Annotated in this window: 16 protein-coding genes; 4 read left to right on the top strand and 12 right to left on the bottom strand. The window is 41.3% G+C overall.

Going from position 1 to position 12,387, the window contains the following annotated elements:
* Positions 1-84: 84 nt before the first annotated feature.
* The 6 genes from fabD to LA303_RS00790 are packed head-to-tail and all read right to left on the bottom strand — an operon-like array spanning position 85 to position 4,352.
* Entirely contained in the window at positions 85-963 is an 879-nt protein-coding gene (gene fabD / locus LA303_RS00815) for an ACP S-malonyltransferase (RefSeq protein WP_240526046.1), read from the bottom strand.
* A gap of 23 nt (positions 964-986) precedes the next feature.
* Positions 987-1,712, bottom strand: coding sequence for a Bax inhibitor-1/YccA family protein (locus LA303_RS00810; protein ID WP_240526045.1), 726 nt, complete (start codon positions 1,710-1,712; stop codon positions 987-989).
* 32 nt (positions 1,713-1,744) lie between these two features.
* A complete protein-coding gene (folE, locus tag LA303_RS00805) occupies positions 1,745-2,344 on the bottom strand; it encodes a GTP cyclohydrolase I FolE (protein WP_240527085.1) in 600 nt (199 codons plus the stop codon).
* Positions 2,345-2,400: 56 nt separating this feature from the next.
* Positions 2,401-2,811, bottom strand: coding sequence for a 6-pyruvoyl trahydropterin synthase family protein (locus LA303_RS00800; RefSeq protein ID WP_240526044.1), 411 nt, complete (start codon positions 2,809-2,811; stop codon positions 2,401-2,403).
* Positions 2,812-2,859: 48 nt separating this feature from the next.
* The gene (locus LA303_RS00795) at positions 2,860-3,615 is read right to left on the bottom strand and encodes an ABC transporter ATP-binding protein (protein WP_240526043.1); all 756 of its coding nucleotides are present in this window, start codon (positions 3,613-3,615) and stop codon (positions 2,860-2,862) included.
* Positions 3,612-4,352, bottom strand: a complete 741-nt coding sequence (locus tag LA303_RS00790) for an MlaE family ABC transporter permease (RefSeq protein ID WP_240526042.1) — start codon at positions 4,350-4,352, stop codon at positions 3,612-3,614. Before LA303_RS00790 ends, LA303_RS00795 begins: the two co-directional genes overlap by 4 nt.
* Positions 4,353-4,478: 126 nt before the next feature.
* Between LA303_RS00790 and LA303_RS00785 the strand changes: the two genes are divergently transcribed.
* The 3 genes from LA303_RS00785 to LA303_RS00775 are packed head-to-tail and all read left to right on the top strand — an operon-like array spanning position 4,479 to position 5,958.
* Positions 4,479-5,375 carry a S66 peptidase family protein gene (locus tag LA303_RS00785; RefSeq protein WP_240526041.1) on the top strand — a complete coding sequence of 299 codons (897 nt, stop codon included), beginning with the start codon at positions 4,479-4,481 and terminating at the stop codon, positions 5,373-5,375.
* 11 nt (positions 5,376-5,386) lie between these two features.
* The gene (locus tag LA303_RS00780; RefSeq protein ID WP_240526040.1) at positions 5,387-5,755 is read left to right on the top strand and encodes a YraN family protein; all 369 of its coding nucleotides are present in this window, start codon (positions 5,387-5,389) and stop codon (positions 5,753-5,755) included.
* Between the two features lie 5 nt (positions 5,756-5,760).
* Positions 5,761-5,958 carry a hypothetical protein gene (locus LA303_RS00775; protein WP_240526039.1) on the top strand — a complete coding sequence of 66 codons (198 nt, stop codon included), beginning with the start codon at positions 5,761-5,763 and terminating at the stop codon, positions 5,956-5,958.
* Positions 5,959-5,983: 25 nt separating this feature from the next.
* On the opposite strand, the gene cysC is transcribed toward LA303_RS00775, so the two are convergent.
* The 5 genes from cysC to LA303_RS00750 all read right to left on the bottom strand — a co-directional run bounded on the left by cysC (position 5,984) and on the right by LA303_RS00750 (position 9,944).
* Entirely contained in the window at positions 5,984-6,592 is a 609-nt protein-coding gene (cysC, locus tag LA303_RS00770) for an adenylyl-sulfate kinase (protein WP_240526038.1), read from the bottom strand.
* A 41-nt stretch (positions 6,593-6,633) separates the two neighbouring features.
* Entirely contained in the window at positions 6,634-7,758 is a 1,125-nt protein-coding gene (locus LA303_RS00765; RefSeq protein WP_240526037.1) for a sulfotransferase family protein, read from the bottom strand.
* On the bottom strand, positions 7,748-8,611 hold the full coding sequence (locus LA303_RS00760; RefSeq protein WP_240526036.1) for an alpha/beta hydrolase: 864 nt from the start codon (positions 8,609-8,611) through the stop codon (positions 7,748-7,750). Before LA303_RS00760 ends, LA303_RS00765 begins: the two co-directional genes overlap by 11 nt.
* Before the next feature lie 12 nt (positions 8,612-8,623).
* Positions 8,624-9,247 (bottom strand): lysoplasmalogenase, encoded by a 624-nt coding sequence (locus tag LA303_RS00755; RefSeq protein WP_240526035.1) that lies wholly within the window; start codon positions 9,245-9,247, stop codon positions 8,624-8,626.
* 61 nt (positions 9,248-9,308) lie between these two features.
* Entirely contained in the window at positions 9,309-9,944 is a 636-nt protein-coding gene (locus tag LA303_RS00750) for a hypothetical protein (protein ID WP_240526034.1), read from the bottom strand.
* A 270-nt stretch (positions 9,945-10,214) separates the two neighbouring features.
* On the opposite strand from LA303_RS00750, the gene LA303_RS00745 reads away from it, so the two are divergent.
* Positions 10,215-10,772 carry an HdeD family acid-resistance protein gene (locus LA303_RS00745; RefSeq protein WP_240526033.1) on the top strand — a complete coding sequence of 186 codons (558 nt, stop codon included), beginning with the start codon at positions 10,215-10,217 and terminating at the stop codon, positions 10,770-10,772.
* A 10-nt stretch (positions 10,773-10,782) separates the two neighbouring features.
* On the opposite strand, the gene LA303_RS00740 is transcribed toward LA303_RS00745, so the two are convergent.
* Entirely contained in the window at positions 10,783-12,354 is a 1,572-nt protein-coding gene (locus LA303_RS00740; RefSeq protein WP_240526032.1) for an AlbA family DNA-binding domain-containing protein, read from the bottom strand.
* Positions 12,355-12,387 lie beyond the last annotated feature (33 nt).

The raw sequence follows: 12,387 nt of genomic DNA, 5'->3' as shown, positions 1-12,387 counted from the left end.
CATTTACCCTTGTAGGTCTGATACTAAAAAAGGCCGCTGGAAAAATTTTCCGGCGGCCTTTTTTTGGTTTCTTTTTCTGTTTCTCTAAGGCAGGCTGTGTACATTCAGGTTACGGTCTATTTTTTTGAATAGTCCCTGAAGTACTTTTCCCGGCCCTACTTCAATCACTTCGGTTACACCGTCAGCCAGCATATTTTGCATGATCTGTGTCCAGCGTACCGGTGATGTCAGCTGCGAAATCAGATTGGTTTTGATGATTTCAGGGTCGGCTACAGGTTGTCCGGTTACATTTTGATATATCGGACAAATCCCTTTTCGGAAAGGGGTGCTGTTGATGGCTTCGGCCAGTTCAATTCGAGCAGGCTCCATCAGCGGAGAGTGAAAAGCCCCGCCCACTTTCAGCATCAAAGCCCGTTTAGCACCGGCTTCTTTACATTTTTCGATAGCTTGTTCCACCCCTTTCACACTTCCGGAGATGACTAATTGTCCCGGGCTGTTGTAGTTGGCCGGGACTACGATTTCCGGAATACTTTTGCAAATGCTTTCCACGGTTTCGTCATCCAGTCCGAGAATGGCAGCCATGGTTGACGGTTCCAGTTCGCAGGCTTTCTGCATAGCGTCAGCCCGTTTGGCAACCAATTTTAATCCGTCTTCAAAAGTAAGCGTGCCATTGGCAACTAAAGCCGAAAATTCACCGAGGGAATGCCCTGCCACCATGTCGGGTTTAAAATCCTCACCCATAATTTTTGCCAAAATAACAGAGTGGAGAAAAATGGCCGGCTGGGTTACCTTGGTTTGTTTCAGTTCGGCTTCGGTGCCGTCGAACATCACTTCTGTAATGTTGAATTTCAGAATGTGATTGGCTTTTTGAAACAAATCCCTTGCTTTGGAAGAATGTTCATACAAATCCTTCCCCATTCCCACATATTGGGCACCCTGGCCCGGAAAAACATAAGCTGTCATATAATTTTCTTAAAAATAATCTTTTACCGGCGGTTACCGAAAAAGCGCAGCAAAAATAGAAATAAATTGATAAAGTCAAGGTAAAGTGTTAAAGCGCCCATAATCGTCATTTTACGCGTATTTTCAGCGCCTTCCACCATACCGGCTCCAATTCGTTTTAATTTTTGCACATCGTAAGCCGTTAATCCGGTAAAAATTAATACGCCAAGAAAGCTAATTATGTAATCCAGCCCGCTGCTGTGCATAAACATGTTTACCAGCATAGCAATGATAATACCAATAAGCCCCATAAACATGATACTGCCAAATTTGGTCAGATCAGTTTTTGTGGTATAACCGGTGATGGCCATCACGCCAAACATGCCGGCAGTAATCATAAAAGTGGTGGCGATCGATGCCCCGGTATAAGCCAGCAGGATGAAACTCAGGCTCATTCCCATCAGCACGGAATAAACAACAAACAGGATAGCCAATGTTGGTGCCGACATACGGCGAAATCCGGCTGACATCCACAGAACAAAACCAATGGGAGAAAGCAGAACAATCCATCCTAAGATGGTCATTCCGGCTTGTGGATTGTACAATAATCTCAGTAATTGCGGTGTACTGGCAAACCACCAAGAAGTAACCGCCGTTATACTCATTGCCAGAAACATCCAGCCGAATACTCCGGAGAGATAAGTTTTGGCCACCGGAACGGCTGAAGTCTTATTTAAACGGATGTCTTTTTCTAATTCATTAATATTCATAACACTAAAAATTTAAATTACTCTTTTTTTTCTCACGATAAATGCGAAGAGATCAAATGAATGAATTCTTCACGCGTTTCTTTTCTTTCAAAAGCTCCCGTAAAATCGGAAGTCGTGGTGACAGAATTTTGTTTCTGTACCCCTCGCATAGCCATACACAAATGTCGTGCCTCAATGACAACTGCCACGCCAAGAGGATCCAAAGTTTCCTGAATGGCTGTTTTGATTTGTGTTGTCAGTCGTTCCTGTACTTGTAAACGTCGGGCGTAAGCTTCTACCACACGGGCTATTTTGCTCAATCCGGTGATATATTTGTTGGGGATGTAAGCCACATGTGCTTTTCCGATAAAAGGAATCATGTGATGTTCGCACATCGAGAAAATGTCAATGTCTTTTACAATGACCATTTGCTTGTAATCTTCCCTGAACCGGGCCGACAGCAGGATTTCTTTCGGATCGTGATCGTATCCCTGGGTTAAGAACTGAATGGATTTGGCTACCCGCAGCGGCGTTTTTACCAGGCCTTCGCGGGTAACGTCTTCTCCGATCAGTTTTAAAATCTCTTTGTAATGATATTCCAGCTTTTTTAATTTGTCCGGAGCGTAAGTTTCTATTCTTTCGTAATCTAACATGGGTTTGGGTCTGTCCATAAAAATTAATATTACTAATTGATTTTCATATCTATAATTTATCCGAAATACTCTACGAAATTGTTTTCGGATTCGTAGATTTTAATGCAATGTAATGATGCGCCAAGTTGCGCAATATCGTTTTCCAGTTCATTCCATATTCCGATGGCAAGGTTTTCGGTGGAAGCCATTTTTCCCTGCATAAAATCCACTTCCAGATTGATATTTTTATGATCGATTTTGTCAATGACTTTTTCACGGATCAGCCGGCTGAGTGCTTTTAAATTTACCAGAAAGCCGGTTTCCGGATCAACATCACCTTTTACGGTAACAAACAGTTCGTAATTATGTCCGTGCCAGTTGGGATTGGAACATTTGCCAAAAACCTCCAGGTTTTTTTCGTCGCTGTATGCTTTTTTAAACAAGCGATGGGCTGCATTAAACCGTTCTCGTCTTGTGATATAAATCATATTGGAAGCAAAGATAAAGCTTATCGGAAAGCGTTGCGGTTAAAATATCTAAAAAGTTCTTTCTTTGATTCGCCGGGTCAGTTCGGTGGCAAAAACAAAATCATTGAGTTCTTTGTTATCTGTTTTTAAGATGGTTTCTTTGGTCCCTTCCCAACAAATTTTTCCTTTGTTGATGAAACTGATTTTTTCACCGATTTGCAACACGGAATTCATGTCGTGGGTGTTGATCACCGTGGTCATGTTAAATTTCTTGGTGAGAGTAGACAACAGTTCGTCAATTCGCTCAGCCGTTTTTGGGTCAAGGCCCGAATTGGGTTCGTCGGCAAACAGGTATTTGGGCATCAGTGAAATGGCCCGTGCAATGGCCACCCGTTTGATCATCCCGCCGCTCAATTCCGATGGATATTTGTTATTGGTACCTGCCAGATTGACATTCTCCAGCACAAAATTGACCCTTTCCAGTTTTTCTTTTGGACTCATGTTGGTGAACATGTTCAGCGGAAACATGATGTTTTCTTCCACCGAAAGCGAATCAAACAATGCGCCTCCCTGAAATAAAACCCCCATTTCCTGACGGATGTGTTTTCTTTTTTTATCCGGGATATTGGAAAACTGGCGTCCGTGGAAATCTATTTCACCGCTGTCCACATCATACAATCCGATGCAGCATTTCATGAAAACCGTTTTCCCCGATCCGCTTTGACCGATGATCAGGTTGGTTTTCCCTTCTTTAAATACCGTACTCACATGATCAACAATAAGTTGATCACCAAAGCTTTTGGTTATGTTTTTTACTTCGATCATGTAAGCAGTAATTGGGTTAAAATCAGGTCGAAAAAGATAATCAGAATACTACTGACCACAATGGCTTCGGTACTGGCTTGTCCTACTTCCACCGAACCGCCTTTTACGGTATAGCCTTTATAAGCCGAAATCGAGGTGATGATAAAAGCAAAAACTACTGTTTTTATCATGGCGTAAGTCAGTGTGAACGGATCGAACCACGAACGGATACCGATAATGTAATCTGCCGAGGGAATTAATCCGGTAATGGAACCCATAATCCATCCGCCAAGAATACCGAGAAAAATGGAATAGGTAATCAACACCGGAAAATAGAGCATGGCAGCGACCATTTTAGGCAATATCAGATAATTCGGCGGATTTACTCCCATTACCCGCAATGCGTCAATCTGTTCGGTAATACGCATAGTGCCGATTTCGGAGGCAATACGCGAACCTACTTTTCCGGCTAAGATCAGGCTGATGATGGTGGGCGAAATTTCCAAAACCAGCATCTGCCGGGTGGAAAACCCAATAATTGATTTGGCAATAAACGGAGAATCAATATTATAAGCCATCTGAATGGCAATAATGGCTCCCGTAAAAAGCGAGATAATAGAAATGATACTAATGGAATCCACCCCCAGCCGTTTAAAATCATACAACAGTTGACGCCTGAAAATGAATCCTTTATCAGGCTTTTTAAAAGCCTGTAAAATAATCACTACATATTCTCCTATCTGATACAGTATCTTCATTTCGACTGGCTAAATTAAAGATTTTTGACAGAAAGGGCTGTTCTACCGGGATAATTTTTGTTGTGAAAGGAAATCGCGGGCACACAATGTCCTTCTTTTTTGTATCATTGAAAAAAATTATCATCCATGATTGTTCCGCCGTTTTTGAAAAAAGGAGATACTATCGGGTTGGTGGCTCCTGCCCGTAAAATTGAAGAGAAAGAACTGCTTCCGGCAATAGAGATAATCAAAGAACGAGGCTATCAGGTGGTGATGAGCCGGCATCTTTTTGCCTCGGAAAACCAATTTGCCGGAAATGATATTTTACGGGCTGCTGATTTTCAGGAACTGTTGGATGATCCGGAGATAAAAGCCGTTTTTGCCGTGCGGGGCGGATACGGAAGTGTGCGGATAATTGACCGGATTGATTTTCAGCGGTTTTTGAAAAATCCCAAATGGTTGGCCGGATACAGCGATTTTACGGTTTTTTTGAATCATTTGCTGAACTTAAATGTGCAAAGCCTGCATGCTACCATGCCGCTGAATTTTCCGGAGAACAGCCGTCAGGCATTGCAAACATTATTTGATGCCCTTGAAGGAAGAAAATGGCAATACCATTGGTCATCGCAACAACAGAACCGGTTAGGAAAAGCCACCGGTATATTAGCCGGAGGAAATTTGTCGGTTTTATACAGCCTGATCGGAAGTCCATCTTTTCCGGATTTGACAGGAAAAATCCTTTTTGTGGAAGATTTGGATGAATATCTGTATCATATCGACCGGATGATGATGAGTTTGAAACGGGCCGGTGTACTGAAAAATCTGGCCGGTTTAGTCGTGGGCGGGATGACCCAAATGCACGATAATACCATTCCTTTTGGAAAAACAGCCGAAGAAATCATCAAAGAGAGTGTAAAATCCTATGATTTTCCGGTGGCTTTCGGTTTTCCTGCCGGACATTTTGCCGATAACAGAACATTGATAATGGGAGCCGAGGTTGTACTGAATGTAACTGAAAATAAATGTGAATTGCTTTTCCGGTAATTATTTTTCAGATGGCACGTCATAATGAATTGGGCAAACAGGGAGAGCAATGGGCTTTACAATTTTTAAAAGCCAAAGGGTATACTATTTTGGAAACAAACTGGCGCCACGAGAAAGAAGAAGTGGATATCATTGCCCGGGATAAAGACGAGCTGGTTATTGTAGAGGTAAAAACACGCAGTACAGACGCTTTTGGTGATCCGGAAGAAGCGGTTACGCCGCAAAAAGCACGGCGTTTAATTGAAGCTGCCGGGGCTTATGTGGAACAGCATCAGCTGGATATGGATATTCGTTTTGATGTCATTGCCATCTTATTTAAGAACGGCAAGAAAGTTATCCATCACATTGAGGATGCTTTTTATGCTGCTGATTTTCAATAGTTTTTATGTTAAAAAAGCATTTGGGACATATTACACTGATTCTTTTGGTCTTGCTTTTTGCATTGAAAATTTTCCTGGGCGGATGCCGTTTGTGGATTTGTGCTCTGTTTGTGACGGTGGTGGTGACTTATATGATCCTTTCCGATTTTTATCCCCAAAAAGAAGAACCTCCGGACGATTCAGCAAAAAAACATCAGGATTGAACAGGGATCTCAAAACAGGCAGCAATTATTTTTCGGAATAAGTGATTTTTGGCAGAATGTATTCCAGAATTTTTTGAACCGACTCATCAATGTTTAACTGGTCGGTACGGATTTCGATATCCGGATGTTGAGGTGCTTCAAAAGGCGCATCAATTCCCGTGAAGTTTTTGATCAGGCCTGCCCTGGCTTTTTTGTAAAGCCCCTTTACATCGCGTTGTTCGCAAATTTCAACCGGTGCGTTAACGTAAATTTCGATAAAGTTTTCTTTGCCGATAATTTCTTTAGCCATCTGGCGGATGGCAATGGTTGGACTGATAAAACTGTTGATACAAATAATTCCGCAGTTCAGAAAAAGCTTGGAAACTTCGGCAATTCGCCGGATGTTTTCGTACCGGTCGGCTTCGGTAAATCCTAAATTATTGTTGATTCCGGTCCGGATATTATCTCCGTCCAAAACCTGGGTAAGGAATCCTTTTTTGCTGAGTTCTAATTCAATATGACGGGCAAGTGTTGTTTTTCCGGCTCCGGAAAGTCCGGTCATCCAAATCACAGTGGCATGCTGTTGTAACAGTTCTTCTTTATCCTGTCGGGTTAACAGCTGATGAAATACCGGATGGATGTTTTTTGCAGACATTTTGACATTGATCGGTATTACAAAAGTAACGAAAAATGAATTTAATCAACGATTTGCACGTTTTCCGGTATGGAGTAATTCCATTGTTTCATGGCAAATCCCCAGTGCTTCTGCAGGTAGTCCCATTCTTTTCGCCGAAGGGTGTATTTATCCGTTTTATGGGTGCGTTGGGATTTTAAATAACGGCTGATTTGAAGCTTGTCTTTTTCTGAAAAAGGGATTTTCAGTGTGTGGATAAGCTTTTCTAAAACCTCATCCGGTTTTTCCAGTAACGTTTCGTAACGGATTTCATAAAATTGTTTTTCCGGAATTTGTTGTTTCTCGTTAAAAAAATCGTGCATGATGCTTTCGTAAAGCCAAAAAATCAGCTGGCTGATTTCGCCGGGGGTGATTTTTTGAAAACTGAGGGTTGGAATTACCGCGGAAAAGAATTTTTTTGTGGAACAATATACTGTTACCGGATTACGGACAATGTGGATGAATTTTGCCTGCGGATACATTTGCAACAGTGTGGGTATCCGGGCGGTATTCACCGGGTTTTTTAAGATAATGGCAGCATTTCCGGTGTTTAAAATGGCTTTCATGACCACCGTGTGGTATTTTTTTGCCCAGTATTTTTTAAAAGCCGGAGACGAATTTTCAAAACGAACATATTTCTGGTAAAACGCGCGATATTTTTTCGGGTAATAGAAAAAGTGATAGAATGAAGCAAAGGTGGAATTACTTAAAGCATATTCATCTTCCTGCGGGTAGTCGATGTCCATTTTGATGTTGTCACCCGGACGTCGTGACGGCATGGCCGTTTTCATAAACCGGCCAATCACCGCTTTGGATTTTAAATGATGCGGAAATACAGATTGGTAGGTTGTGACAAACGATACTTTTTCTAACTGGCAAAGCAGATTATGTAAAAAAGTGGTCCCGCTTCTCCAGTGTCCGAGAATAAATACCGGTTGAGCAGAAATCCTCTTTTTTCGTTGTTGTTGACGAAACCAGAAAAAATCAATAAGCCGGAAAGGGGAAAAGATCAAAATGATGAGCGACGAGAGGATCACATGAAACCATCGTCCGGGTTTTACTTTTCCGTTGGACAACACACGGAAAAAAGTGCTGAAGTCAGCACCGATGAGAGGAGAAACCGGAGGAATTTTTAGTTTATTTTTCATGAATTTCCGCACGTTTCATAAAACCGGTAACTTTTTCCCAGAATCCTTTTTCAAGATGACAATCGGAATGTCCGCGACCGGGAATAATCCACAATTCGGCTTTTTTCCCGGCTGCTTTGGCCAGTCGTTTGGCTTCTTCCACCGGAACGGTTTTGTCTTCTTCGCCATGAATCAGTAAAAAAGAAGCTTTTGCTTTGGAAATATGTTTTTCAGGAGCCACCTTATTCATGTTAAAATCCTGAAAGATTTTCAGATAGATGTGCAGGAGCCAAATAATGGGGTAGTAGGGTACGTGATAGGTTTTAAACTGATTTCTCATCACTGATGCCGGATGGGCAAAAGCGCCGACGGTGATTACTTTTTTTACCCGGTGATCGTGGGCTGCAGCGTAAATAGAACCGGCTCCGCCGATGGAAAGCCCTACAAGATTAAAATCGGGATGCGAGGTTTTTTTATTATTCTGAACGTAGTTCATGCACGCGATAATGTCATCAGCAAATTTGACCAGATTGGCATATTTGTCCGGATCGCTGTTGCCGTGTCCGCGGGCATCAAAAGCCAGCATATTCATTCCCAGTCCGTAAAAATTTTTCAGGTAAGGCAACATGCGTTGTGCATTTCGTCCCCATCCGTGAGCAAAAATAAGGGTAGGAGCGTCTTTTCCGGAAAAAATCCACCAACCATATAAATGTCTTCCGTCGGGTAAAGGAATTTGAATTTCTTCCACCGGAAACGGGAGATTTTCCGGAACTTTATGTTTATCTACCGGATTGATAAATCCTTTAACCGTAAAATAAAACAAAACGGCAATAAGGAGTAAAACAATTCCTAAAAGAATGAAGAGCCAGGTCATGTTTTTCTTTTTTTATACCGACAAAGCTAAGAAATAAAGCGCAGTCCAGTAAAGAATCATCACCACGCTGTGTGTCCATTTCATGGGTTTGACAAATTTGTCATAGGCTAACAGCGAATCGGACAAAACAAATAAAATGGCTCCGTATAAAGCAAAAGCCGCAAAAGAATTCGGAAGAGTAGCATAACGTCCGGCAGCTTGCCAGACAAAAATCATAATAACAACAGAGTAAACAATTACCGGTAGTGTCATTTTTCCGGTATGTTTTATCAGTATGTTGATAAGCAATGTAAAATAGACAAAGATTGGTGCCAGATAAATCCAATTCCAGTAAAAACCGTGGTTTCCTGTGAAAGCCAGAATAAAAAAGAGATGGGCTATCAGAAAAGAAACCAGTCCGGCCACAAACTGTTCGCGCGGAAGCATCAGAAAAATATCTCCGATCAAGGCAAATACCAATCCGGCCAGCAAAAGGGTTTTATACGCCGAAACAGCATCTCCCCGCGAAAAGGCAAAGAAAATGATAAGCAGGGTGGTCAGTGGTTTGAAAACCATTTTTAACGAAGGGTTTTCGATAATTAAGCCGATAATGTGCAGAATTCCCGAAAGGATAATCAGTAACAGTAAAAAATCCATTATATGTTGTTTATGGTTTGAAAATCAACTTTTTGAAAGAATAAGGATTTCGAAAAATTATTTAAAAATGGAGCAGGTCATCCATTTTGCTTTCAGACCAGCCGGTGGTTTTCCGGAGTACTTTTTTTATTTCTTCTCTGGCCGTTTCGCGCAAGGGGAGTTGTTTGTATAGCACCCTTACGGCTGCCTGGTATTGTCCTTTCTTTTGTTTGATAAAGACAATACTTTTATCGGGTGGGCGCGACATGAGTTTTTGGGTGATGTTTCCTTGTGCCTGCCTTATGGCGCTCATCACCTGTTTTTTATCATTTTCAGAAAGCGATGAATTGGCAGAAGTCCATGAATTAAAATACATCATGATTAAAGCCGGAATATGTTTTTTGGCCTGTTTCGAAGCATTTTGTATTGCTGTGGTTGGCGAAGCACCTTTTCCGAGTCCCATAGCCCAAACATATACTCTTTCGCCCGGTTTATATTCGCGGTAGGTATCTTTGTAAAAGTTTTCGATCAGGTTTTGCATGCTTTGGGAGGATGAATATACTTTAAATCCTTTTTTCTGATACATGGCGGTTTCAGAAACCGCTTTCTTGTGTGCTTTGGTCAATTGTTCCTGAGTGAGCGGGTGCTGAGCCATAACGGGAAATCCCGACAGGAGAAATACAGATAAAATCAGTCCGGAGAAGAAGAATTTTTTCATTGTAGTTAATGTTTTAGAATTAAACCCTGTAAACTTACTAAAAATTTGGTTTACAGCGAATAGAAAAGAAAATTCGGCGTTCTGTTATACCAATTGTATTTTAAAATGCACTTTTAGCGCATTTTAAAATCTACAATGGTAAATGCCGATGTTAAATCAAAGTGCTTTTGGGATTGAAATGAACCAAAAGCGCATTTTGATTTGCAATCGGTATTATTTTGTCCGGCGAATAAAAAAGTGTTTTTTATTACCTTTACACAAAAAAAAATCATGGAAAAAGATATTTCTAAACGTTGGGCAACCCTCGCGGTAAATGGTGCCATTGCCATTATTTTTGGTGTACTGGCCATTTTTGTGCCGGGAGCAACTCTTATCACAGTAGTTACTTATCTCGGAATTGTGGTACTCCTTACGGGCATTGCTATGCTGACCGGAGTTATTTTGAATATTCGTAACGGGTTGGGTTATGGTACCGATTTGGCAGAGGCCATAGTGTTGATTGTTATCGGTATTTTACTCACCTTTTATACCCAGCAATCATTACAGGTGTTTGTTATTATTATTGGCAGCTGGGCGGTATTGGTCGGACTGTTACAGCTCTTTTTTGCCTTTAAAGTGGCCCCTGAACTCCATGGAAAAAACACTTTACTGATTAACGGAGGACTTACTTTGCTTTTTGGTATTATTTTGTTTTTCAATCCTTTTCAGGCTGCCGTTTTTGTTTTAGTACTTACCGGTATTTTGTCCATTTTGGTGGGGACCATTCTTATTATTCTGGCCATGAAAATGAAAAACTTTTTCCGTCAGTTGGAACAAATGGGAGAATAAAAACCATTAATTACAATTCAAACCGGTTTTTGATGTAATTCTGAATTTCTCGCAGCGAAGAAATTTCCTGGGAGGCGTTTCCCATTCGTACATAAAACTTCTCCACCGGCGTGCCGTTTTTATTTTTTGTTTTCAAATACAAAGGATGGTGCGACGGGGTAACCTGAATAACACAAATTGTTTTTCCGTCGATAACGGGGAAATAAATCTGAAGATGAGCAGTAGTAAACGAAATACCGAACTGATTTTTGATCAAACGGCGAAGATGGAGTTCAAAACCGTCCACATCTTTCTTTTTCAGGGTATCAAAATCGGGTTGTAATCCCAGAATTTCACCATCATCCTGAACCCCAATGAGTAAAATGCCGCCTTTTCCGTTAGCAAAAGCCGAGATGCTTTTTAAGATTACCGTTTCGAGTGCCGGATTTACTTTTTGCTCACGATAATCCCACCGTAAAGAAGATTTAAATTCGGTTTGTTCGTTTTCTCCTCCTTTAATGATGTCCACAATTTCGTGTTCGTTTAATATCTTATCTCCTGGATTTTTTTTCGTATCCGGATTCTTTTTTCGCAAAGAAATAAAACCGAGTAGCGCTAAAATGCCAAAGAACAGCGCGGCGTATCCGAAAATATCGCTTTGAAAATGCTCAATGGTTTTCAATTCTTTTTCGGCGGTAACGTATGCCAGGGCATTCATTCCGGAAGAACCGGGAAGAAGCGCAACGTGCATCCAGTAGCGTTTCCCGTTTTGAACGAAAAGGTAAGATTTTTCCTGTGAGGGAGAAGTTTTTGACCAGTCGTTTAGCAACCGGTTAATCTGTTGAATTAACGGTTTCTTTTCTTTTGCTGCCGTACTGTCGTTTCGATATAAAGGAACAGTAAAACGGTCGAAAGGAGTGATCAGGCTTACCACAGGATGCGCAACATCCACCATGGGAAAAAAAGCACTGTTTTTTCGACGTAGGTTATAAACAAAGGCAAATACCAGATCTTTTCCTCCGTTAAGTTTTAATTTTCCGGAGGATAAGATCAGGTCTTTTTGCCTGCTTCCTTCGCCCAGCAAAACTTTCCAGATGGGTTTTCCTTTGGCATTTTGTAACATCTTTTGGGTACGGTTTATGGAAACATCGTCAACAAAATAGTTGTAAGTATCTGTCCAGCTGCTGACGACTTTCAGGTGGTTGTCCATGCGTACCCAGTTGGTCAGGGTATCATTAAAAATGGTGTCGTAGGTGGAAACCCAGTATTTTTTATCCCGGGCAAACAAAAAATGAAAATGCGGACCGTAAAAAATCAGCCCTTGCATTTCGGGGTGATTTTGAAGTGTTTTCTGGGCATAACGGTTTAGAAAATCAGGCGTAAGTTTTGCCGGATTCAACACTTGAAAATCGGTTTTCAACGTGTCAAAAGCCTTTTGGTTCTCGTTTAAAAATCCAATGACATAGGCCTGTAGTTTATCGGACAGTGTTTTGATGGTTTGATCCGAATAGGTTTTTTCACTAACGGAAAAATAAAGACCAAGACTGATGAGTGTAGCCAGTAAAAATATGCCGGAAGCCCAATAACGGATTTTTCTATTCATGAAACCTTTGAATTTAAGGCCAAAAATACGAGA

The organism is Candidatus Sulfidibacterium hydrothermale (assembly GCF_020149915.1).
Lineage (GTDB): Bacteria > Bacteroidota > Bacteroidia > Bacteroidales > F082 > Sulfidibacterium > Sulfidibacterium hydrothermale.
This window is presented reverse-complemented; position numbering and strand designations above follow the sequence as displayed.